Source organism: Acinetobacter sp. AG1 (assembly GCF_001005525.1).
GTDB classification, from domain to species: Bacteria; Pseudomonadota; Gammaproteobacteria; order Pseudomonadales; family Moraxellaceae; genus Acinetobacter; species Acinetobacter modestus.
This window is the reverse complement of record NZ_LBMZ01000091.1, coordinates 1-22,597: the sequence shown is the minus strand read 5'-3', so window position 1 is coordinate 22,597 and position 22,597 is coordinate 1. Positions and strand designations below refer to the sequence as shown.

Genomic DNA, 22,597 nt, shown 5'->3' with positions numbered 1-22,597 from the left:
TGAAATGAACTTAAAAATTGGTGAATTATCTCAGCTATCCGGTTGCCCTGTTGTTACAATACGGTTTTATGAAAAAGAAGCTTTATTACTAGCCCCTAATCGTTCGGAAGCTAATTATCGACTTTATAACAAAGACCACTTAGAGCGACTTCTATTTATTCTTAATTGCCGAACTTTGAATATGAGCTTGGACGAAATAAAAATTTTATTAGCATACAAAGACAAACCTTGTGGAAACTGTAGTTCTATTAACATCTTAGTTGATAAACATATTCATCAATTAGAGCAGAATATCCAAAAACAGATTCAGCTTAAGCAACAACTTTCTGATTTAAGAAGCAAATGCTCTGGTTTTTTGGAAATTAACTCTTGTAAAGTACTTGAAGGGTTATCCGTAAGTTTAAAATAATTAAGAATGAATAATGGAATATCACCATTATTCATTCTTAATAAAATATTTAGAAAACTAATTCAATACCTGCCCCGTATAACCACCCCTTTTCAGAATTTGTAGCTTCTTGAAAAGTTGTTAATTTCTGTCCTTTTTCATATTGATAAGCGACATCAACAAATGGTCTTATACGCTTATTAATCTCGTAACGAGTTTTTAGACCTGTCTTTAACTCAGACAAACCTGACTTTGTAGCAAAATCAGAATTATCATTAAACACAATATCTGCTGCAATATATGGCTGAGTAATTAGCTTTTGAGTGAGTAATAGATCTCGATCAAACTCAAAACTGGCTCCCCAAAAATTATTTTCACCACCATAAAGGTAGGCTTTTGTCTCAAAGAAATAAGGTGCAAGGCCTAATAATCCAATAACGCCATCAATGCGATTACTATTACGGTTATTTTTGTCCTCACTATACCTTACCCCAGCTTGTACATCCCAAAATGGTGCAACATTTCTACTGTAAAGAGCTGATACATCATATTTGGGATCATTACTCTCCGCTTTATTCATATTAGCTTCAACAAACATTCGATTTTCATCTGTTCCAATCAATGCCTCGAAACTCGAACCTAAGCTGCCCTTTCCATCTTTATCAACTATCCACTCATTGGAAAATTTAGTTGTCTGATAAATTTGCCCACCATGCTCGTTCATATGATTTTGGCTAAAAGCTAAAGTTTCAGACCCTTTGCTGTTTGAAGACTTTTGATCAGTATTACGTTCAACATAGCCTAATCCGCCTGATTCGCGTAAAAGCACACTCATACTTGACGTACTCTTATTTAGATTTTCAGTCGAATTATCATTCGCAAATGCCATACCCGCTAAGCCAATTAAAGCAACAGATAAAATTGTTTTTGAATATAACTGTTTAGTGATGTGCATGTTGATTCACTCCCTCATGGCTAGTTTGAGGTTGGGCAACGATACTTTTCGTATCATCATCATTGCTATCTACATTTGCCACAATGAGTTTGTTCATCATTCCAGCTGCCATGTGATATAACAAATGGCAGTGGATAGCCCATTCACCCAATTCATCAGCAGTAAGTAAAGTTGTAACTGTTTTCCCCGGTGGCACAATGATCGTGTGTTTATTTGGCATATTACTTGGATCTTGACCATTTTCAAGCTGCATAAACATACCGTGCAAGTGCATTGGGTGAGCCATCATACTGTCATTCACAAATTTCAAGCGTATACGTTCCCCGTATTTCACTTTGAATGGTTCTGTTTCATTAAACTTCTTACCATTAATTGTCCAAATATAGCGCTCCATGTTCCCACCAAGACGGATTTCCATTTCACGTTCAGGGGCACGAGTATCTGGTTGAGGCTTTAAAGATTGTAAGTCACTATATTGAAGTGCTTTTTGACCAACAGGTGTTGAAGCATTTGCCCAGCCATATACAACATCACCATTCTTTTCTTGTGTAGGTGCATTAGATGTAGTCATTTGCATGCCATGGTTCATACCTGACATAGATTGATCTTTTGAGCTGTCTGTCATAGACGACATATCGTGATCCATGCCTTTCATTGAAGACATGTCATGGTTCATTCCAGACATTGACTGATCTTTTGAGCTGTCTGTCATAGACGACATATCGTGATCCATGCCTTTCATTGAAGACATGTCATGGTTCATTCCAGACATTGACTGATCTTTTGAGCTGTCTGTCATAGACGACATATCGTGATCCATGCCTTTCATTGAAGACATGTCATGGTTCATTCCAGACATTGACTGATCTTTTGAGCTGTCTGTCATAGACGACATATCGTGATCCATGCCTTTCATTGAAGACATGTCATGGTTCATTCCAGACATTGACTGATCTTTTGAGCTGTCTGTCATAGACGACATATCGTGATCCATGCCTTTCATTGAAGACATGTCATGGTTCATTCCAGACATTGACTGATCTTTTGAGCTGTCTGTCATAGACGACATATCGTGATCCATGCCTTTCATTGAAGACATGTCATGGTTCATTCCAGACATTGACTGATCTTTTGAGCTGTCTGTCATAGACGACATATCGTGATCCATGCCTTTCATTGAAGACATGTCATGGTTCATTCCAGACATTGACTGATCTTTTGAGCTGTCTGTCATAGACGACATATCGTGATCCATGCCTTTCATTGAAGACATGTCATGGTTCATTCCAGACATTGACTGATCTTTTGAGCTGTCTGTCATAGATGACATATCGTGATCCATACCTTTCATTGAAGACATGTCGTGATTCATGCCCGCCATAGAAGACATATCATGCCCCATCCCCATATCTTCCATAGTTAATAAAGAACGAGGACGTGACTTCGGCATTTTGATTTGATTTATTGGAGGAGTATTCTCATCATGTAAGGAACCAACTGAAAAACCACTCCTATCAATTGATTCTGCTTCAATTTGATAATTTGATTGTTTGGGTTCTACAATAACATCATACGTTTCAGCCGTCCCTATTCTGAATTCATCAACCGGAACAGGTTTCACTGGTTGCCCATCTGCACTGACTACCGTCATTTTCAAGTTAGGGATTCTGACGTCAAAGAATGACATTGCTGAGGCATTAATAAACCGAAGACGTACTTTTTCACCCGTCTTAAAATTACCAGTCCAATTTTGTTCTGGAGTCTTACCATTCATCAAAAAAGTATATTTTGTCACATCAGACATATCTGTCTTGAGCATTCGCATCTGGTTCCACATCGAACGGTCTTGCCATGTTGCTTTTAAACCATCTTTTTTAATTTGTTTAAAAACATCAAAAACAGTTTCACGACGGTTCTGATAATAGTCAGCTTCTTTCTTTAGATTATTCATGATTTTATCACTAGTTGAATCATGAAAATCTGAAAGTAATACGACATAATCCTTATCTGTTTTCTCAGCTACAGTTAAAGGTGTCCTATTTTTGGGGTAAATGACTAACGGACCATACAAGCCCTCTTGTTCTTGACCTTTACTATGCGAATGATACCAATAGGTACCATTTTGGCGTACCTTAAACTTATATTCGTAGGTCTTATTAGGGGCAATACCGTCAAACTGATTAAATCCGGGTACGCCATCCATGATGCCCGGTAGAATTAACCCGTGCCAATGAATAGAAGAATCTTGTTTTTTTAGCTTGTTATGGACACGAATAATAGCATCATCACCTTCCTCAAACTCAAGAAGAGGTGCAACAAATTTCCCATTAACCGTAATTCGTTTTAAAGGCTTACCTGTGATATTCACCGTTTGCTCAGCGATTGTTAAATCATATTCTTTAACTGCTGCCACAACCCAAGTTGATGAAAATAAACCGACTCCTATTAAAAGGACATGCGTTAATTTTGTAGACATTTATTTCACCTATCTAATATAAGGATGGGAGAATCAAGCAAACCTATTATTCGCTTTAATTTCCCCCGATCTTTCATTTATCGTATTTGTTATTTATTTGATGTATTTGACATGTTCATCTTTGAGTGGTCCATGTTCATCATACTGGAATTATCCATATTACTCATTTTAGATTGCCCCATATTCATCATCTTAGAATGATCCATCTGAGACATATCCGTCATGTTACCATGCTCATGCTGACTATGATCCTGTTGGGTTTTATCATCATTCTTCATATTACAAGGTTTTTGACATTTCTCTTGCGTCTTTGAATCGGCTTTAATTTCAGACACAACTGTAGTTCCTTGTTTCACATCTGCTGCCCAAGACTGAGTTCCTACAATTAAAGTACCAACACACATAAGAGTGGTTAAGCTACGGCTGAATAGAGTTTTCATGTTTTGCTCCAAAAATTAACTTTATGTAAATACCTTAAAGGCCTTCACTAAACATCTATGTGACATGAAAATGACATTTTTGTAATCTACAACGAATCACGTATTTATAACGTTATTATGTTCTTAATGAGTGATATGGGATTTTTATCAATGAGAATCTTACTAGTTGAAGATGAACAAAAAACCGGTGACTACCTTAAACAAGGTCTATCTGAAGCTGGGTATATAACGGATTGGGTAACGGATGGATTATCTGGTAAACATCAAGCGCTTTCCGAAGAATATGACCTCATCATTTTAGATGTGATGCTTCCAAAGCTAGATGGTTGGGATATCATTTATGATATCCGAAAAAGTGGCAAAACTATGCCTATTCTTTTTCTTTCAGCACGTGATCAAATTGAAGATCGTGTGAAAGGCTTGGATTTAGGTGCTGATGATTATCTAGTCAAGCCTTTTGCTTTTGCTGAGTTATTAGCACGAATTAAAAGCTTACTCCGACGGGGACAACAAAAAGAAGATAGTAACCTTATTACAATTGCTGATCTTGAACTTGATCTTCGTAAACGCCGCGTCACTCGCGCTGGGCAACGTATTGACTTAACAGCTAAAGAATTCGCGCTGATGGAATTATTTATGCGTAGACGTGGTGAGATATTACCTCGTACGCTCATTGCCTCTCAAATATGGGACATGAATTTTGATAGTGATACCAACGTTGTAGAAGTCGCTATCAAACGTTTGCGCAGTAAAATTGACAGTAATTTTAGCCCAAAGCTGATACAGAACATACGTGGAATGGGGTATGTTTTAGAGGTAGAAGATGACTCGTAAATTGTTTAATGCAATCAGCTTTCGTATAGCAATCATCTTTTCTCTTTCTACTGTTATCATCTTAATGATTATGGGGTTGGTTATTCACAAGCTCGTAATGCATCATTTTGAAGCTCAAGACCGAACTCAATTAGAAGGCAAAATTCAACTTATAGAGAATCTACTTGAACAGAACCCATCTAACTCTCAAGAACTAAATTTATATTTAAAAGATGCCTTAATTGGACATCACGATCTGATTGTTCAGATTGAACGTCCAACAGGTCAAGTTATTTTTAGCTCAGCACCATCAGTAATTCATCCCCAAGCACTCAACAAATCAAAACAAGATCCATGGCTTGAATGGAAAATTAAAAATAAGACTTATCGTGGATTAATTTATAAAAAGACTTTTGATCATAATGACTCGTTTATATCAGCTCAGATTATTGTTGGAATCGATACCTCTGAGCATCTACATTTCTTAAATGACTTTAGACGTCAACTTTTATACATTGGATTTGTGGGTACAATTTGTTTAATGTTCTTAGGGTGGTTCGCAGCATGGCGAGGGCTACGTCCAGTACAACAAATGGCAAAAGTAGCAGAGGGTATCTCAGCCCAACATCTTTCTGAACGTTTAGAAGTCGAAAATACTCCAACCGAACTTAAATCACTGGCTGTCGCTTTTAATGATATGTTAGATCGGCTAGAAGCCGCAGTAGAAAAACTTTCAGATTTTTCATCTGATCTTGCTCATGAAATAAGAACACCTATTAACAATTTGATGACTCAAACTCAAGTATGTTTATCTCGTAGTCGAAATATTAATACTTATCAGGAAGTTCTATTTTCAAATTTAGAAGAGTTTGAGCATTTAGCTCGCATGGTCTCTGATATGCTATTTTTGGCAAAAGCAGAACATGGTCTACATTTACCTAACCTACAACAGGTTAATTTAGTTAAAGAAGTTTCAGCATTATTTGATTTTTATGATGCTATCGCTGCTGAAAAGGGAATGTCACTCGAACAGAGTGGTTCAGGTAGTATAAAAGGTGATCCTTTAATGCTACGCCGCGCTTTAAGTAATTTGTTATCGAATGCAATTAAATATGGCAAATCAGATTCGGTCATCAAAATCAATTGCCAACAAAGCTTTGATAAAACTGTTTTTACAATTGAGAATGAAAGCTCACCTTTATCATCAGACCAGCTAAATCGATTATTTGACCGTTTTTATAGAACAGATGCTTCCAGACAGCGAGTTGAGGAAGGTACTGGCTTAGGGCTAGCAATTACCAAATCTATTCTTGATGTGCATGGAGCTTCCATTCAAGCGACTTATAACGAGGGACATATTTCTTTTAAAATTATCTTTAAAAATTAGTGATATCTCGGTTATTAAGCACTCATTCTAATGATGCTTACCACTCATTAACTTACGCTAATGAGTGGTAAGTCGTGATTATTTTTGATGACGTAATCGTAAGGCATTACCAATTACCGATGCTGAGCTTAGGCTCATTGCTAATGCAGCAATCATAGGCGAGAGTAACCAGCCAGTAAATGGATATAAAATACCCGCTGCTAAAGGAATACCTAAAGCATTATAAAGAAATGCGAACATAAGGTTCTGCTTCATGTTTTTAATGGTTGCTTCTGATAATGAACGAGCAATTTCAATACCACGTAAGTCACCTTTTACTAATGTAACTTGGGCACTATTCATTGCTACATCAGTACCCGTGCCCATTGCGATTCCAATATCAGCTTGAGCCAAGGCTGGTGCATCATTAATTCCATCACCAGCCATAGCAACAATTCTCCCTTCTTTTTGCAATTTTGTGACCAAATCTAATTTATCAGCAGGTTTAACCTCACCATAAACCTCACTAATTCCTAACTTAGCCCCAACTGATTTTGCTGTAGTTAGCCCATCACCTGTTGCCATGATGATTCTTAAACCTGAGTCTTCCAACGATAAAAGGGCCTCTGGAGTGCTTGCTTTGATTGGATCTGAAACTGCCAGAAGACCTAGCAGTTTTCCATCGGCTGCCAAATACATAACACTGGCACCTTCAGCTCTTAATACCTCTGCTTGTGGAATAAGAGTGTTAACAGATATCCCTAATTGCTTCATCAGTGCCGTATTGCCTAGCGCTAATTTTTGTCCGTTTATCTCTCCATTAACACCAATACCTGAACCTGATTCAAATGAAGTAGGTTTACTTAAAGTAAGATTTCGCTCACGGGCGGCACGTACAATTGCATTTGCTAAAGGATGCTCACTGCCCTGATCTAAACTCGCAGCTAAACGGAGGACTTCATTCTTTTCATATCCTGAAGTGGCTACTACTTTATTGAATGATGGTTGTCCTTCTGTCAAAGTTCCTGTTTTATCAATAATCAATGTATCAATTTTACGTAGATTCTCTATTGCGGCAGCGTCTCGAAAAAGTACTCCATTTGATGCACCTCGCCCTGTTGCTACCATAATTGACATTGGCGTAGCTAATCCCAAAGCACATGGGCATGCGATGATTAAAACAGCTACTGCATTGATTAATCCATAAACCCAACTAGGTTCAGGTCCGAATAGCCCCCACCCCAAAAAAGTTAGAACAGCAATACCTATAACCCCCATAACAAATCGTCCTGCAACATGATCCGCCATCCGCTGCATAGGTGCTTTTGAACGTTGAGCCTGAGCAACCATTTGCACGATTTGAGAAAGTACGGTTGATGATCCAACTTTTTCTGATCGCATCACCAATGAACCATTCATGTTCATTGTTGCACCAATGACTTGATCACCCACACGTTTTGTAACTGGCACAGGTTCACCAGTTAACATCGATTCATCTACAGAGCTTGAACCTTCTGTAATGACTCCATCAACAGGAACTTTTTCACCGGGGCGTATCCGTAATAAATCGCCTACGTGTACATGAGATAGTGGAATATCTTCTTCTATACCATCAACACTGATTTTTCTTGCTGTTTTAGGTGCTAGCCCAAGTAGGGATTTAATTGCCGCTGAAGTTTGGGAACGTGCTTTTAACTCTAGCACTTGACCTAACAATGTGAGAGAAATAATCGCTGCGGTCGCCTCAAAATACACAGCAACACGCCCCATAGATACAAATGAGTCTGGAAATACTTGAGGTACTATTGTTCCAACAAGGCTGTATATAAAAGCAGCTCCTGTACCTATTCCAATCAAGGTCCACATATTTGGACTCCGATTCCAGATTGACTGCCAACATCTCACAAAAAATGGCATTCCTGCCCACAAAACAATTGGTAAAGTCAGTACCAGTTCAATCCAGCTTTGCACCTGCATTTCGAACCAGTTCAATTGATGACCAAACATTGCTAAGAAAACTACAATAATGGTTAGCGGTAAGGTCCACCAAAATCTATGCTTAAAATTCTTGAGTTCTGGGTTTTCATCAGCGTCATCTAAGTCAGGAAGTAAAGGCTCTAACGACATACCACAGATCGGACAATTTCCCGCATGGTTCTGTCTAATTTCAGGATGCATTGGACAAGTGTATATCGTGAAGGTATTAACATGAGCAGGCTGATTAACTTCATTTGAATCCTCACCATCCCTCTTTTGTGGTTCTTTTAACGTAACTACATTCTCAACTTTAGTAATATAAAAATGAGGATCACTTTTAAACTTTATGTGGCATTTCTCACTACAAAAGTAAAAAGTTCTATTTTTAACTTCTTCATAAAACTTGGATGCTTCTGTAACTGTCATACCACAGACAGGGTCAGTAAGTCTGTTATTGAGTACTTTGTTTTCATGATGATGGTCCATAAAAGCCTCCTTCATATTTAATTTTTTAAATTAATAATTTCATTAAGATGGAAATAGACTCCCTCTTATTAGTTTGTTTAGTGATCATTGTTTTCTTTAAAGCCAGTGTACCACTTGTGGTTTTTTAATTTTTAAAATGACAAAAATGTAATTTTGAAGTCATCGGGATGTTTCTCTCATCCTTTAATAATAAGCGTGAGAAAGGTGATGACCAAGCAACCAATTGATGCATTTCATTCGGTCATTACTGAGCCCAAGATTAGTTTAAAGAGGATGAAGAAATGAAAATTTTCAAAAATAAAATGTCAGCTCTACGTAACACTCTCGTAGGTGCAACACTGATTGTTACTGCTTCAAGTGCATTTGCACACGTGAAACTTGAAAGTGCAATTCCTGCGATCAATGCTTCTGTAGCAAGTCAACCAAAAAACATAACACTCAATTTTGGTGAAGAAGTCATGCTAATGAACGTTAAGTTACTTGATGCCCAACGTAAGGATATCCCTTTGAACTACCAAATAACTCATGATATGAAAAAATCATTTGACGTAGCGGTTCCAAAACTAAAAAAAGGAAAATATACGGTGGTTTGGACCACAATGGGTACCGATGGCCATAACATGAATGGTGAATATAATTTCACTATTAAATCGGCAAAATAACAATGAGTGAAAATAGTCAACATGCCAGCAGCTTGCTGGCATGTTGCTATAATAAAGGGAGAAAAATATGATTCCTGAGACTTGGATATATGCAACATGGTTGGTTAAAGTCATTTTATATTTAGGGATTGCATTTGTTATTGGCGGTGCTTTCTGCTATTTCTTACTTGGACGTTATGTTGAAATCAAGGAGACTATTCTAAAATACATGACTATTGGTACAGGTTTAGGCCTTTTTTCAAGTGTTCTCGGCTTCTTCATTCTTATAGGAAGTTTTGCCAACACTGGCCTTTCAGGTATGTGGGATAGCAACTATATAAATATACTAGTCAATACTCCTACTGGACATGTCTCTATCATTCGATCAATCAGTTTTGCACTTTTACTCATATTTATGATAGTCAAACTTAGTAAAGGGACGATTGATATTTCCAAAACTGAAGGAGCAATCTTTACCATACTGCTCACACCAATCGTTTTAAGTTTTTCACAACTCGGACACGTCACGAATTTACCCTTATTCGCTCAAGCTTTGTTATCAATACATGTACTTGTAATGTCCTTATGGATGGGGTCGCTTTATCCATTATGGAAAACAAGCAAAAAAATTAATGGCTTACCACTTAAAGAACGTATGCATCTATTTGGGCAAATAGCAGCCTTTATTGTAGGAATACTCATCGCTTGTGGTCTTAGTATTGCTTTATTACTCTTTAAAGATTTTAATACTCTAATCAATACACCTTATGGGCATGGATTTATTATTAAAATATTATTTGTCCTAAGTATTTTATTGTTAGCAGCCTTTAACAAATGGTATTTCACACCTCGCTTACAAGACCCGAAATTTGCGAAACAATTGGGCTATGCCATTTTATTTGAGATGTCATTAGGTCTATCAATTCTTTTAGCCACTGGTTATATCACCACTGTAGTCGGTATTGAGTAAAAAAGGATCACGCTATGACTTCATGGATGAAGTACAATTTATTATTTTTCATTTTTTTGAATACGACATCATGGGCTGAACCTAGCACTTCAAAAACGATTCGCTCCTTAGATGATACCGAATTACGTAATATCACTGATCATAATCATGGCGACACCAAAGTCGAAGAGAATAAAGACCATCATTCTAAAGATAAACAACTACGTAATGAAGATAGTAGACAACAAAAAGTTATAAATGGATTAATGTTACAAAAGCCTAACGTACTACCGCCCTCCAAATAAACGATACTTAAGTAATGTTTATTGATTCAATAAGTAGTTCAAATTTTTTAATAAAAAATAGTAGCAATATTACTGTTGGGGGCTTCTTAGCCCCCAACAGTATTTAATTCAGAGCTTGAACCGACTGCTGTAAGCCTTTCTGAATATCTTGAACATGAGTGAGATCATGCGTTTGCTGATGCTCTGTTTGAGATTCAACGCTGTAAAACTCCTCCACTATATCCAAACCCTCTTCACCTCCCACCTCAAAGCAGGCATTACCATAACCCTGCCGTGCCACATGATCCAAAGCCTCCTGATAGAACCCTGCTGTCTTACTTTGTTCATCCATCTGTTTGGCTGAACTAATCGCATCTTTCAGGTTTGTGCCATCACGTAAAGTCAGATCCACGTAGTAGATCGGGGTACGGTAACTTTGTGTGGTGCTTTTACCTCGCAAGGTCAATTGCAATGGCAAACAAGAAAGTAAGTCACCCGATGCTGCGTGATAGTAACGAAGTCGAGCTGCCAAAGTGCGGATGCTGTTAAAGCCTGTGGTTCTAAAGATGAAAGTACCAAACTCATCTGATTCATCTAAGTTGACGTAGAGTCTGCCATAGGGCTTGCATAATCCACCCTGTGCCAATGGACATAAATCAGGGGATGGACAAGGATGTTGTTCAATGCCATTTTGACCGAGTCGCTGACAGCTTTCGCCATTGCCTGAACAGATTAAACGTCCAGTTTGGCGGTCAAATAGGCTGTACTCTGCTCTTAAGTTGAGATCGGGATCATTGAAGATCATGCGGACTGGAATGCTTCTCAGCTTTTGGTTCTGATTGGGCGCTTTGGCACGTAGTTGCTCATCCAGTGGATGTTTGACCCACCCATCTTTATTTTGGATTTGGCTGGTAATGGTAAATTGATCATCTTTTTCAGGCAGACGTTTTCCATTCTTTTCGACAATTTTGCCGATACTGATACGCCCCAACACAGGTGGGGTAATAGCTAAACCTTTAATCATGATGATGTACTCTATATAGATGTTGAAATGGCGTTTAAATTTGGATAAATAAATTTTGGGCATAAAAAATCCCATACTTGTTTGGGGTATGGGATCAGTTGGTTGGGGTGTTAGTTAAATTGAAATGGGTTACTTGGGTATCAGCCCTATCCACCATTCGGATAAATCTGAAAGCGTCGTGTTCCTGCTTTGGTTTGGGGAAATTGCTGTAGGTATTCAGGATGCTGTTTAAGCAATGATTTACTGTCTAGGCTGATTGAGTCTTGTGATTTCTTCCATGTGACTGAACCACCTGTAAATACCGCTCGCTCTGCTTCTTTCATCATCATTTGTAGTTGATGTTTCAGTTCATCAAAATACTGCTGGTGTTGTTCAACTTTATGTCGCTCCTCTAGTAACTGATTAAACAAATAATTAGCTTGTTCATTTTGGGTCAGGTCTTCTACTGTTAATGGAATCTGTTCAGGATAAAGTTGTTGCAAGGCTTTAGCTGCTGAATCCGAAGCATCTACACTGGGTGGAATACCTGTTTCGACACATTGCCAGAAATGACGTTCCGCATTAATGATGTGCTGAATCACAGTTTCATTACGAGTCACTTTATAGATTTTGGTTTCATGCCCACAGATCAAGGCACAAATATGCGCTGCCTGTTTACCTGTCACTGCCAATTGATGCTGTACCTGACACAGCACATATAAAGGCACGCCATCTCGCCATAGTTTTGCGCCATATTCCCCCACGGTTTTACATTCCAAAATTTGCACTTCTTCATTACCGACTACAGCATAATCCAAGTTCGCCAACATAAACTGTTTGTCTTCATCAGGGTGTTGCAATACTGCATTAACTCGACGGACTTTATGATTGGTGTGCATGCTGTAGTATTCAGCCACCAAAGGTTCTAGCTTTTTTCCCCAGTACAAGGGTGCGTAACCTGCACTTTCATCCTCGATGTTTTGTTGCATCCGCCCTGTCTTGATCATCCACAGTTCCAGCATCGACATATAGGGATTCAGTCCACAGGCCGTTGCTGCATCACTGCTGCCAATACCCTGTTTTCTGACTTCTAACCATTGTTGATAGTTCATCTGTTTGGTGTTGGCAAGTCTTTTTGCTGTAAGGGCTTTGGTCTTTCGTGGTTGCGTATTCGGTCGATCTCGTTTGGTTCGGGTTCCCACCTCAATCTGCTGAATGGATTGATTTAGATTCGGTAAATAGGGTTGTAGTGGTGGGTTATTTAGCGTGTTTTGAATTTGAGTATGACTATTCATTGCAATTATTCCTGTATCGATAAAATCGTAAAAGCTGAATTTTGGGCATAAAAAAGCCGCATGAGGGTGCGGCTAAAGGTGTTGCTGTGCTTGTACGGTGTTACTGTATGCTTAGGCTAATGGAGCTGGCTTAATTGAAACTGAATTTAGGCAATCATTCTCAATGCCTGTTCCAGACCACGCTGTTTAATGGCAGCCCCTGCACCAAACCATGCTGAATCGAGTCGATGATCGGTACTCATCGCTCGACGTTCATGGTCACAGAACTCGGTGATGCTGCACAATAATCCATAAGCGGTATCCTTGGCTGAACTCAGTTCTGCACCACGTCCATGTCCGTTAAACATGGTCATGACTTTCGACATGGCACGTCCATTTGGCTCGGTTTTATTGTCCGCTTTGGTTGGGGTGTTGATGCCTTGGTTTGGCATAGCAGCATTTCGATAGAACTGAATGATGCTTTCATCTTGTTCAGCCATAGTTAGGTTGGTATTGTTAAACACCGCATCAAAGAAGGCTGCTGCTTCCTGCTGAGTTACCTTACGCTGGCTCAGTTGTTTCATTTCATACATGTGTTCATCCCATGCACGGACTGAAATACCCAACTGTTGTTTAACTTTCTCAGCATCGAAACGAGTGCTGTGTGGGACTTTAACCACACCTGCACTGGTATTTTGTCCTTTGAGAGCAATTGCCAAAGTATTGTTACATACCACCCGGATACTGGTGAACTGTGCAGTGGTTGCTAGAGTGCCATCACAAGCCGTCGCTAGTAGAATATAGCCATTACTCACATCCTTACCCTTGAGTGCTGAAGTCTGTCCAGTCTTGGCTAATGCCCAGAATTTCTTGCCACCTTTCAGTACCCCTGCGGTTTCCAGTTCAAAGCCTGATTGCTCCGTCAGGTCTTTGTAGAAGTGTAGGATTTCCATCGGTTGGACTTCTTGAAAGCGTTGGCTGACCACGGATAAAGGTGCATGCGTATCTGAACGGTAAAGCACTCGTTGTTCTTCAAAAGGCATGATGATGCTTTGTCCACGTTCATTCTGTGCCATGTAATTGACATCCGAGGATTCTATCCGCCAGTCCATGCCTGCTTGTTGTGCCCAAACCTCGATGGGTTGGTTTGGTGTGAGTTCATTGCCTAACCCATGCCAAGGGGTTTGTCCAGTGAATGCCATAGTTTCAACTAAATGTGCCATAAGAATAATTCCTGTATCGATTTTGAATGGGTAAAAGGGTTCGATTTAAATTTTGCTAAATACTTAATTGCGTAAATTCGGGCTAAAGCTGCGGTCACAGTTGTTGCAGTAATACTGTTTGCGATAAGTTGGGTGAAGCGGTTGTTGCTGTTCATCTTCAGTGATCAACATCCAGATACCGCCAATCAGTACCCCAACGATTGCACCTGCAATTGGAGGAATATTCAGGCTTTTGGAAACACTCACTCCTAATGTGGCAAGTGCCATCGGTGACATCACACTATTGGAAATGGGGTTATTGGTTGAGGTACTGGGTAAATGTTGGGTTGATTCAAGCAGTACCGTCTCTCGGGACTGGCAATAAGGACATGGCAAACTCATTGTGGTATTTCCTGTAAATGAATAAAAAAACCTGCTGGGGAAGCAGGCAAAATGATTGCAATGTAGCTGAAGCATGTATTGGTGCTATCTCAAATGGAGAAACACTGTTCTCAATTAGATGCTATGTATTTGTATTTTTTTAGAATGCGTTTTTTTTCATCAGTTTTAGGCAATTTTTGAATGATGATTAAACAGATCAATTGACCTGTTTTTTAGCAGCGATTATGATGCAAGGGCTGACCTACATTGTCAGTCGGTTTTGACAGACCGCTCATCTAGCGCATCGGAGTTTATTCATCTGAGTATTCTTTGTATGTGTAAAAACCTTCTCGTCCCCCTTTGCGGTAGAACGGGAGGGGGACGCGTTCGCGCGTGCTGGTTCTAGATGTCCAGTCTGTCAACCCCTTTTCGTTCTGCCACCATAATCAATTGACAGTGATTCGGTAGAACTTCTAATTCATCTAGGAGTCAACCATGACGCAATTTACTGTGCTTTATTATTCCCCTGCACTTTCTCTGCCTCTCAGGCATTTTATTCCAATTCATTTATCACACGCTTTCACTGTGTCCTGATTGACTCAAGGCATCAATTAACTGCTGCATCCATTTTGGTCAGTGGTGTTTTGTGCTGGATAAAAATCATGAAATTCATCGCACAGCTTATTTTGGTTGTCCTTATTGTGCTCAGTAACAGCATCGCTAGAGCCTATGACAGCCAAGCAAAATGTATTTGAAATTACAGGCAATTTCATAATTCATTTTTAAAAACTTAAAAAATATTGGATGGGGAAAATAATAGGATGAAATACATTTCAATTGCGCTGCTCACCAGCCTTGCGTTGGTCGGCTGCTCAAAACCACAACAAGATGATGTAGAGAATAAAGAACTATCTCAAAAGATTGAAAACATGTCATTGAATGATGCTGTCCCTGCACAGGCTGTTTCTTCTCCTTTGATTATCGCTCGCAATAAAATTACACCTCCGCTAACAAAGACTGGAGAAGACTTTCAGGAACTCATCAAAGATGAGGGGTATTTTTCCTTTTATCCACCGTATAAAACCATCTATGGATTGCAGATGTTTGCTGAAAATGACGATGTTGCAGATTATTGTGCAAACTGCGTGTATTTCCAGTCCATTCTCAATGATTTAAGAAATGTGCTGGCTTTAAAAAACAATCAAGTTTTAGTGATCGGAAATACAGGTCAACAGTTTCCTGCATTCACTTTTGCTTTAGGTGATGACTATTCTTTGCGTGCAGCGCATGATACGGCAATCAATTATATAAGATCGACAATGCAGGTGACTCCACCACAAAAAGATCAATTTGAGAGTACAGAACAATATCAACAACGTATTCAGACACTTCAAAATGAGTTGGATACTAAAAATGCCCATCTAAATTATGACTTGAAGCTTTTAGAACTCAGTTTAAATGCTACGTCTGGTCAAAGTCTGTTTATGCCAAGCAGCTATACACCGAATGATCGACCAAATGGTCCGATTGATAATTTTGTTTATTACGATGCTGATTCGAAACAATTACATTTTGAGAATATGAATTTCGCATCTGATCTTATTGTGAATTTCACAGCCCCATCCACGCCAGAGTTAGCACAAAATATTATTACGGCTAGTGGACAGAAGTATGTCGGTTACATTTTTAACTTCAATAATCATAAATTGGAATTAGAGAGCTTAGTCATTTATCAGGCCAACAACACTCAAGCTGATTCTGCGAATGAACCGATTGCCATCCTTGAACCGAGCACCATGTCCTTTCAACGCAAACATTTCAACGGCATAGAAAATGCTCGATTAAAGCAATTTGATGTGACACTGAAAAAGCCAATTCCTTTTGATTTTAGCTTGGAAAACTACACGCCGATCGAAAAGGTATTTAAAAAGATCGATGAGTAATTCCCACTTTTATAAAAAGTAAAAAATTGATTGACCAAACAATTAAATACACAGAGTTGGGCTTTCACCCAACCCTGTAGATCACAATATTCGATTAAATATAGGCATGTGTAATGAATTTTATTCCATCGATTGTTTTATCCAGTGTGTTGCTACTGACTTTAACTGCGTGTAATTCAGGTAACGATGCACCAAAACCAAAGGATACCCCAACTCAAACAAGTGAGCATAGCACTGCTGATGCGACTGAAACTCCGCCTCAATCTGAAGATGATTTTCCAGCCGTTGATAAATCCTTTCTGGAAGATGAGTCATATAATGCTGAGGAAGGGACTGAACCCACTGTACAAGAACAATTTGAAGTCCGTGTCCGTCGTGAAGAATCACAATACTCCATGACAGGCTATACCGATTTGTTAAACATCATGTCCTTGAACGATGCGCCAACCACCATCACAGGGGTTTTAATCAACCGTGGTAATTGCAGAAGCAAAGGCACTTACGATTACCAAAATATGCGCTATGGCTCAGTGGCAAAAGTCTACTTGGGCTGTTCCGCTGAATATGTCCGTGAAGTGACCATCACCACCAACAGTGGTTTGACCTATACCTATAATTTTTAGAGATTTAATCACAGCGATTTATACAAGCATAAAAAAGGCGTTCTAATCAGAGCGCCTTATATTTGAAAAGTTTACTTAGCAGGGATATTCCCTGTATAGCTTTGCCATAAATAGGAAATATGCTGACTCATATACCGATAAAGTTTGAGGGGGCCATTTAGAAACTCAAGCTGTTTACTCCAGTAGCTACGCATATCACTGTCCGCAAAGTAACAGTGTTTTTCCCAAACCAAATAAGGTGATCCTTGCACAAGCTCATGTCCCTTGTGTAAACAAGCCCCTCTCCATACCCGTAAGATAAAATCAGAATATTTACACTCATCACCAATCACATAAATGATGGCATGGACTGAATAAAATCCATTCAGTGATTTCACAATACGCCATTGCACATCATACAGCTTGCCAGCTAATTCTTCGGATTGATGTAATCTTTCCAGCCATTTACTAGCAAGTTTTGGTAATTTAACTTCGGCATCAAATTGTAAGGGAATAGTAAACATACAAGGTAAATCATAGATCATACAATTGATCTGCTTATGTTTGTCTAGACAACGTTTAAACAATGCCTTTTGGAATTTAATACTTTCATTAATTGGTTCAATAAATTTTGTATATTCCAGTGCAATCCGTCGTTTCAGAAACTTATGTTTAAATTGATCATGAATAAGCTCTGCATTCTCTACAAGGTAATTCATATTACCGTAATGAGAAAAGCCTACTGTATCAAAGATTGCAGCCCAATAAGGATTTAGTTGAAATCCATGTAATACCAAACGGTGATAATGCAGCCAAGGTAGAGAATTTAAAAATATACGATAATTCTTATCCAAACATTTGGGTGATCGTTTATCCATAACCGCTAGTTTCCCATTTTCAATTTGAGCTGCATTTTGAATACTCTGTCCTAAGAACAAATGAGTATTAACATCCAGCATGAATGGGATAATTGGTGTCTGCGGTATATAGTGTGCTTGAGGAGTCGCTGAATAATGAGTCATTTCATGCCTCCTTTTGACCAGTATTTTTAAGAGATTTACCCATTTTTATCGCAACATCCTTAGCAATATTTTTACCAAATACACGTATGAAGTAGGCTTTATCATTTCTAAGGTTTTGCTCATTCTCTTCATCCTGCTTAATCCTTTTATGCACAATGAATTGGTCTCTTTTGGTTATATAACGGATGGCTTTAATCAAATACTCGTATTTTTGTTTATCACTGCGATGTAAGGTGCCAATACCGACATCTTTGTATTTGCCATTGTGAGCATCAATATTGCAATTATAGTAAGTCCCCTCATCACCAATCACTCTTTTCCAGACCTCACCAATCTGTTGTGCTAACTTAATGTCCTGTGAGTGTTTACGACCATCGAGAAAGAAAAAACAGTGGTAGTGATAGCCCGTTTTTTCGGCAAATTCCAATTTCCATAGATAGCCCAATATACGTAAATTTGAAGTACGCTTTAAATAACGAAGGCATGTGATTAAATCTGCTTTGACTTGGGCAAGTTCAGGGTTTTGTGTTTTTCCATAACGAAAATCGACACGAGCAATGACAATTCTCGAATGTTTAGCCAGTATCGTATCTACACATTCTGTAGCGACCTTTTGCTGATATTGGGAACGTTCCCTTCGTTTTTTCTGTTGGTATTTGAATTCCTTTTCTTGAGTTAGCAAATACAAACGTTCAATGAATAGATTAATTAATTCTGCATAACAAATTGAAGTTATTGTTCCATCAGTATTTCTTAGCTGAATAATATCATTGGGGTAATGTAGATAAAAATCAGCATGAAAATAACCCTTTAGAATTTCGTTATACGCTTGCATAACAATCTTATGATGCTCACAATCATAATGCTCTAGAGGATCAAACCCTTGGATGAGTATTTGCTTTAATAATTCAATGAATTTTTTATCAATAGGCTCATACCATCCATGATACAGAGTGCCTTTGATCTTACGATAAGCCTGCACATAGTTGTGTTTTAAGATTTGTTTTACTAATTCAATTTCTGAGAATATTTTCTCAGCTTCAGGATTTGATCGAATTTCATATTGGTTATATTCAGTGTTGAAATCTAATAAGTAATCCAATGCCAATGAGCTTGAATGCTGATCGTCTGCTGCATTGAAGCATTCTTCATACATTGAATTGAGTAAAGACTGTTGCTCTTCCAATGGTGCTGTAATCTGAATGGGCTGATTAGATGAATCAGTATCAGTTATTTCAGTCTGCTGATTTAGAAAGTGTTCAGGTACTTGTGTTAAGTATTCATGTGCTAAAGCAGGTGTTTGATTATTACTCATAAGATAGGATGATTGATTCATAATAATGAACTTCTCTGTACGTAATTACACCTAACAATTTGTTAATTAAGTCAATTTATATAATAATTAATATTATTAGATATACTGATCATATAAGTAACACAAATGGTCAGGCGTAAAAATCACTGTAATCCCATGACCTCGAAATCAAGGAATTACAGTGTTATAAGGGTTAATAGGGTATGTGAGAGTTGTAAAGATATCTTGCTAATCTGGTTAGCTTTTTTTTGAATTGATCCAATCAATTATGTCCTGCTCTAACCAACCAACGGCTGATAGTCCCAATCTAATCGGACGAGGAAAAGACGAATCATATCTCTTGGATTTCGGGTTCATTTTGTCATACAGACTTGATTTACTTAAACAGACTAATTCTGTTACTCCTTTCATTCTAAGAATCTGATTTTTTTTGGTTTCTGAGGTTTGCATTGTTTACTCCGATTTAAACCTGATGTGGATGTCTTCGGATATAAATATGCTCTAGAATCCTCAGAAACATCAGCAAAACAAGATTCACAATTGTTAAGTAGCGTATTTAAATGAGTAATCCCGTCTTCGATCATGAAATTTACAGAATAGCTCACCCTGTAATGCAAAAATTAGTAAAGCAAGCTGTAAAAGCAAGAGAGTTTCAAGCAACTTTCCCAAATCTGTATAACGAGTTAATACGTATTAGGGATGTAATATTGAGGCAACTGGTCAACCTGCTAACTGAAAAATATAAAGAAAGAAAGTCACTACCTATTGAGCAAATCAAGATTGAAGTAGAGATAATTGTCTTTGGCAGACAGTTACTCAACCATGTAATGGGATATTGTCAAACAAGGCAATTAGTGGATGAAGATATATTTTTGTTAAACCATTTACTTCAACCAGATGAACTAACATCAATATTTGAAGAACTTTATTGCATATTTTGGGAAAACATCAAAAGTTATGAAGAATGGACACAATTCCCCAATTTTTCGACAAACCTCAAACGTATTTTGAACGAAAAGTATTTCTTACCTGACTTGTTACCATTCTGGGATATTAAATCTCTATTTTTGGATTATCTTAAAATTTATATTGAATATCATAATTTTAAGAATAGCAAAGATATAAAAGGCACAAATATAACTCAAGTCCCTTCATATCACGAAGTTAGGAATGCAATTAAAGGATTGAAAATTTATGGTACACCACTACAGAAGTCCACAAAATCATTTATTGGATGCTCTCCGTTAGATGCCAATTTGCCACCTTCAAAGTTCATAAATCTTCATCTAAATCTAGAAGAGGATGTTAGCAATCTGCCTGTGCTTTTAAGTAAATTTATACATGAATTTATGGCTACAAGATTAGATAATCAGAGAAATGGGACAGATGCCCAGCCTATTATTGACAATAAGGTTTCTGAAAAAATTCATAGCTTGAGCATCATTTTAGATGATTGTGCAAATTCACTTGAAGTACTCAAAAGAGCTGATGCAATTCTTACTGCGCTAATCAGCCTGATTTACTACGATAAAATTTTTGAAACAAAGATCAACAAGGGTAACATCCAGCAGTTTGAATCAGCGAATTATTCTAAATTTATGCTAAGTGAAATTCACGGCTCTGCAAACCAAACTATAATTGAGAATGCTATCAATCAAGATCGTCGCAACTCAATCAATCATACAGGCATGGATTATTTTTCCGATTTGTTCCAAACGCTTTATGAATTACTTGAAAATGATAAAGATATAAAAACCATAAAGCCTAAAAAAGCAACAATATTTATCACTTGTGGTATGAGGGACATACTTTATGAACATACATTTAGTAAAGCAAGTCTAAGTAAAGGTCTAAATGATATGGTGAAAAATTTATCACCAGAAAATTTATATGAGATCATCAATCTGTAAGGATGCAGACAACTTAACAGTCCGTATGATATACCAGTATCATCAAATTTATGGGTTTAACATCACTTACAAGCATCTAAAGAATATGGGTAGATTTATTTTTTTACAGTCTGCCCATAATTATGAATCGATAAAATCTCATAAACAGAATGTATAAGATCAAGAAAACTCATCCAAGATGAAAGTAAAGATAAGCAACAGTAAAAAACCAAATACAACAGACCATTCAAGCATAAGACCAAAGTGGATATTTGCAAAATTCCCCACCTTAAAATCAGTTTGGAATTCTACTAGAAATTTTCTTTCAACTAATATGATGTCCAAATAAGTAAAAAGATGTCTCTTTAGATATCACCTAATCCAATGTTTGATGAGGGGTAGGTTGAGGGGTAAAATCATAGATAAAAAACAAGCCCTTGTAAAAACAAGGGCTTATTTAAATATTTGGCGGAAGCGGTGGCAGTCAAATTAAAACTTTAAGATACTAATATATATCATTAAAAATATTTAAATTTAATTTTTTACTACTATTTTTACTACAAAAAATCTTACCAACCTTTTTGTTTTTTTATCCATAAAATACTATACATAAACCTCCCTTTAGCTTACTTTCATGTCTTCTTTAGATAAATAAGTTTTCTTAGGAGTTTTGTTCCACAAGCAAAGCTCATGACCCCTTTTTACTTTTCATATGTGCTAGCGGATATTTTCCTTGGATCATGAGCCATGCATATGCAACACGATCATCAGACATTATAAAATTACTTACTATTTTGGTATTCTTCAGTTAACTAGCTTTCATACAAGCTGTTCTTTTATTTCTTTATCATGTTTGTTTCATGCTTGCTCAGAACTTGTGAAAGTTACGCCAAATATCTTAGAACTTACCACAAGTCGCAAAAGGAAAGAGATTTTAAAGCAATAGTTCGTTTCATTGCCATGATATTTTTTCTGTAAAGTCGAAAGGTGAATAATTAACAAACAACTCCAAAATATTGATATTTAACTAAAAAGAAATTGAGTAAATAGGATCTACTCAATTTCTTTAATTAGATAACCATTTTAATATGATTATTAAGTCGAAAAAATGATGCTTCTTTAACTGGTAAAGCGACCATATTCATCACGTTTTTGATTGGAGCTACTACGACGGTTGCTACCACGATCATC

At 37.6% G+C, this 22,597-nt stretch carries 20 protein-coding genes; 9 read left to right on the top strand and 11 right to left on the bottom strand.

The genetic code is table 11. The features are described from left to right. Positions 1-4: 4 nt before the first annotated feature. Positions 5-409 (top strand): Cd(II)/Pb(II)-responsive transcriptional regulator, encoded by a 405-nt coding sequence (cadR, locus tag AAV96_RS03740; protein WP_004699715.1) that lies wholly within the window; start codon positions 5-7, stop codon positions 407-409. A 49-nt stretch (positions 410-458) separates the two neighbouring features. Here cadR and AAV96_RS03735 read toward each other — a convergent pair whose 3' ends face one another. From AAV96_RS03735 to AAV96_RS03725, 3 genes are all read right to left on the bottom strand, one after another. After that, positions 459-1,343, bottom strand: a complete 885-nt coding sequence (locus AAV96_RS03735) for a copper resistance protein B (RefSeq protein ID WP_004801527.1) — start codon at positions 1,341-1,343, stop codon at positions 459-461. After that, positions 1,330-3,819: a multicopper oxidase domain-containing protein gene (locus AAV96_RS03730; protein WP_046738375.1), complete on the bottom strand. Its 2,490-nt coding sequence runs from the start codon at positions 3,817-3,819 to the stop codon at positions 1,330-1,332. The genes AAV96_RS03735 and AAV96_RS03730 overlap by 14 nt, the downstream gene beginning before the upstream one ends. 89 nt (positions 3,820-3,908) lie before the next feature. Continuing rightward, positions 3,909-4,259, bottom strand: a complete 351-nt coding sequence (locus tag AAV96_RS03725; RefSeq protein ID WP_004801531.1) for a hypothetical protein — start codon at positions 4,257-4,259, stop codon at positions 3,909-3,911. A gap of 150 nt (positions 4,260-4,409) precedes the next feature. Here AAV96_RS03725 and AAV96_RS03720 point away from each other — a divergent pair, with 150 nt between their 5' ends. Together AAV96_RS03720 and AAV96_RS03715 are read left to right on the top strand one after the other, a co-directional pair. Next, positions 4,410-5,093, top strand: a complete 684-nt coding sequence (locus AAV96_RS03720; RefSeq protein WP_004722337.1) for a heavy metal response regulator transcription factor — start codon at positions 4,410-4,412, stop codon at positions 5,091-5,093. Further along, positions 5,083-6,459: a heavy metal sensor histidine kinase gene (locus tag AAV96_RS03715; RefSeq protein WP_016651919.1), complete on the top strand. Its 1,377-nt coding sequence runs from the start codon at positions 5,083-5,085 to the stop codon at positions 6,457-6,459. Before AAV96_RS03720 ends, AAV96_RS03715 begins: the two co-directional genes overlap by 11 nt. A 78-nt stretch (positions 6,460-6,537) precedes the next feature. On the opposite strand, the gene AAV96_RS03710 is transcribed toward AAV96_RS03715, so the two are convergent. Further along, complete coding sequence (locus AAV96_RS03710) at positions 6,538-8,901, bottom strand: heavy metal translocating P-type ATPase (RefSeq protein ID WP_016651918.1); 2,364 nt, start codon at positions 8,899-8,901, stop codon at positions 6,538-6,540. A gap of 281 nt (positions 8,902-9,182) precedes the next feature. Between AAV96_RS03710 and AAV96_RS03705 the strand changes: the two genes are divergently transcribed. The 3 genes from AAV96_RS03705 to AAV96_RS03695 all read left to right on the top strand — a co-directional run bounded on the left by AAV96_RS03705 (position 9,183) and on the right by AAV96_RS03695 (position 10,796). Then, complete coding sequence (locus AAV96_RS03705; protein WP_004722340.1) at positions 9,183-9,563, top strand: copper resistance protein CopC; 381 nt, start codon at positions 9,183-9,185, stop codon at positions 9,561-9,563. 67 nt (positions 9,564-9,630) lie between these two features. Continuing rightward, on the top strand, positions 9,631-10,512 hold the full coding sequence (locus AAV96_RS03700; protein ID WP_004801541.1) for a copper resistance D family protein: 882 nt from the start codon (positions 9,631-9,633) through the stop codon (positions 10,510-10,512). 14 nt (positions 10,513-10,526) lie between these two features. Continuing rightward, a complete protein-coding gene (locus AAV96_RS03695; protein WP_004722342.1) occupies positions 10,527-10,796 on the top strand; it encodes a hypothetical protein in 270 nt (89 codons plus the stop codon). 103 nt (positions 10,797-10,899) lie between these two features. Here AAV96_RS03695 and AAV96_RS03690 read toward each other — a convergent pair whose 3' ends face one another. The 4 genes from AAV96_RS03690 to AAV96_RS03675 all read right to left on the bottom strand — a co-directional run bounded on the left by AAV96_RS03690 (position 10,900) and on the right by AAV96_RS03675 (position 14,656). After that, entirely contained in the window at positions 10,900-11,799 is a 900-nt protein-coding gene (locus tag AAV96_RS03690; RefSeq protein ID WP_004801544.1) for a hypothetical protein, read from the bottom strand. Positions 11,800-11,945: 146 nt separating this feature from the next. Then, a complete protein-coding gene (locus tag AAV96_RS03685; protein WP_004801545.1) occupies positions 11,946-13,073 on the bottom strand; it encodes a YqaJ viral recombinase family protein in 1,128 nt (375 codons plus the stop codon). Positions 13,074-13,219: 146 nt separating this feature from the next. Next, complete coding sequence (locus AAV96_RS03680) at positions 13,220-14,275, bottom strand: DUF932 domain-containing protein (RefSeq protein ID WP_004801549.1); 1,056 nt, start codon at positions 14,273-14,275, stop codon at positions 13,220-13,222. A gap of 63 nt (positions 14,276-14,338) precedes the next feature. Further along, positions 14,339-14,656 (bottom strand): hypothetical protein, encoded by a 318-nt coding sequence (locus AAV96_RS03675; RefSeq protein WP_004801552.1) that lies wholly within the window; start codon positions 14,654-14,656, stop codon positions 14,339-14,341. Positions 14,657-15,456: 800 nt separating this feature from the next. On the opposite strand from AAV96_RS03675, the gene AAV96_RS03670 reads away from it, so the two are divergent. Together AAV96_RS03670 and AAV96_RS03665 are read left to right on the top strand one after the other, a co-directional pair. Continuing rightward, positions 15,457-16,578 (top strand): hypothetical protein, encoded by a 1,122-nt coding sequence (locus AAV96_RS03670; RefSeq protein WP_004801554.1) that lies wholly within the window; start codon positions 15,457-15,459, stop codon positions 16,576-16,578. Between the two features lie 113 nt (positions 16,579-16,691). Continuing rightward, positions 16,692-17,201 (top strand): hypothetical protein, encoded by a 510-nt coding sequence (locus AAV96_RS03665; protein WP_004699703.1) that lies wholly within the window; start codon positions 16,692-16,694, stop codon positions 17,199-17,201. A 71-nt stretch (positions 17,202-17,272) separates the two neighbouring features. On the opposite strand, the gene AAV96_RS03660 is transcribed toward AAV96_RS03665, so the two are convergent. The 3 genes from AAV96_RS03660 to AAV96_RS03650 all read right to left on the bottom strand — a co-directional run bounded on the left by AAV96_RS03660 (position 17,273) and on the right by AAV96_RS03650 (position 19,928). Beyond that, positions 17,273-18,202 carry a hypothetical protein gene (locus AAV96_RS03660; protein ID WP_004699700.1) on the bottom strand — a complete coding sequence of 310 codons (930 nt, stop codon included), beginning with the start codon at positions 18,200-18,202 and terminating at the stop codon, positions 17,273-17,275. A gap of 1 nt (position 18,203) precedes the next feature. Next, positions 18,204-19,538, bottom strand: coding sequence for an inovirus-type Gp2 protein (locus tag AAV96_RS03655; RefSeq protein ID WP_004699698.1), 1,335 nt, complete (start codon positions 19,536-19,538; stop codon positions 18,204-18,206). A 216-nt stretch (positions 19,539-19,754) separates the two neighbouring features. Further along, the gene (locus tag AAV96_RS03650; protein ID WP_228127864.1) at positions 19,755-19,928 is read right to left on the bottom strand and encodes a helix-turn-helix transcriptional regulator; all 174 of its coding nucleotides are present in this window, start codon (positions 19,926-19,928) and stop codon (positions 19,755-19,757) included. A 149-nt stretch (positions 19,929-20,077) separates the two neighbouring features. Between AAV96_RS03650 and AAV96_RS03645 the strand changes: the two genes are divergently transcribed. Further along, entirely contained in the window at positions 20,078-21,427 is a 1,350-nt protein-coding gene (locus AAV96_RS03645) for a hypothetical protein (protein WP_004801557.1), read from the top strand. Positions 21,428-22,597 lie beyond the last annotated feature (1,170 nt).

Bases quoted from the DNA above. Each gene is read 5' to 3' on its own strand.
- cadR (WP_004699715.1), top strand. From the start codon at position 5: ATGAACTTAAAAATTGGTGAATTATCTCAGCTATCCGGTTGCCCTGTT.
- AAV96_RS03735 (WP_004801527.1), bottom strand. From the start codon at position 1,343: ATGCACATCACTAAACAGTTATATTCAAAAACAATTTTATCTGTTGCT.
- AAV96_RS03730 (WP_046738375.1), bottom strand. From the start codon at position 3,819: ATGTCTACAAAATTAACGCATGTCCTTTTAATAGGAGTCGGTTTATTT.
- AAV96_RS03725 (WP_004801531.1), bottom strand. From the start codon at position 4,259: ATGAAAACTCTATTCAGCCGTAGCTTAACCACTCTTATGTGTGTTGGT.
- AAV96_RS03720 (WP_004722337.1), top strand. From the start codon at position 4,410: ATGAGAATCTTACTAGTTGAAGATGAACAAAAAACCGGTGACTACCTT.
- AAV96_RS03715 (WP_016651919.1), top strand. From the start codon at position 5,083: ATGACTCGTAAATTGTTTAATGCAATCAGCTTTCGTATAGCAATCATC.
- AAV96_RS03710 (WP_016651918.1), bottom strand. From the start codon at position 8,901: ATGGACCATCATCATGAAAACAAAGTACTCAATAACAGACTTACTGAC.
- AAV96_RS03705 (WP_004722340.1), top strand. From the start codon at position 9,183: ATGAAAATTTTCAAAAATAAAATGTCAGCTCTACGTAACACTCTCGTA.
- AAV96_RS03700 (WP_004801541.1), top strand. From the start codon at position 9,631: ATGATTCCTGAGACTTGGATATATGCAACATGGTTGGTTAAAGTCATT.
- AAV96_RS03695 (WP_004722342.1), top strand. From the start codon at position 10,527: ATGACTTCATGGATGAAGTACAATTTATTATTTTTCATTTTTTTGAAT.
- AAV96_RS03690 (WP_004801544.1), bottom strand. From the start codon at position 11,799: ATGATTAAAGGTTTAGCTATTACCCCACCTGTGTTGGGGCGTATCAGT.
- AAV96_RS03685 (WP_004801545.1), bottom strand. From the start codon at position 13,073: ATGAATAGTCATACTCAAATTCAAAACACGCTAAATAACCCACCACTA.
- AAV96_RS03680 (WP_004801549.1), bottom strand. From the start codon at position 14,275: ATGGCACATTTAGTTGAAACTATGGCATTCACTGGACAAACCCCTTGG.
- AAV96_RS03675 (WP_004801552.1), bottom strand. From the start codon at position 14,656: ATGAGTTTGCCATGTCCTTATTGCCAGTCCCGAGAGACGGTACTGCTT.
- AAV96_RS03670 (WP_004801554.1), top strand. From the start codon at position 15,457: ATGAAATACATTTCAATTGCGCTGCTCACCAGCCTTGCGTTGGTCGGC.
- AAV96_RS03665 (WP_004699703.1), top strand. From the start codon at position 16,692: ATGAATTTTATTCCATCGATTGTTTTATCCAGTGTGTTGCTACTGACT.
- AAV96_RS03660 (WP_004699700.1), bottom strand. From the start codon at position 18,202: ATGACTCATTATTCAGCGACTCCTCAAGCACACTATATACCGCAGACA.
- AAV96_RS03655 (WP_004699698.1), bottom strand. From the start codon at position 19,538: ATGAATCAATCATCCTATCTTATGAGTAATAATCAAACACCTGCTTTA.
- AAV96_RS03650 (WP_228127864.1), bottom strand. From the start codon at position 19,928: ATGAAAGGAGTAACAGAATTAGTCTGTTTAAGTAAATCAAGTCTGTAT.
- AAV96_RS03645 (WP_004801557.1), top strand. From the start codon at position 20,078: ATGAGTAATCCCGTCTTCGATCATGAAATTTACAGAATAGCTCACCCT.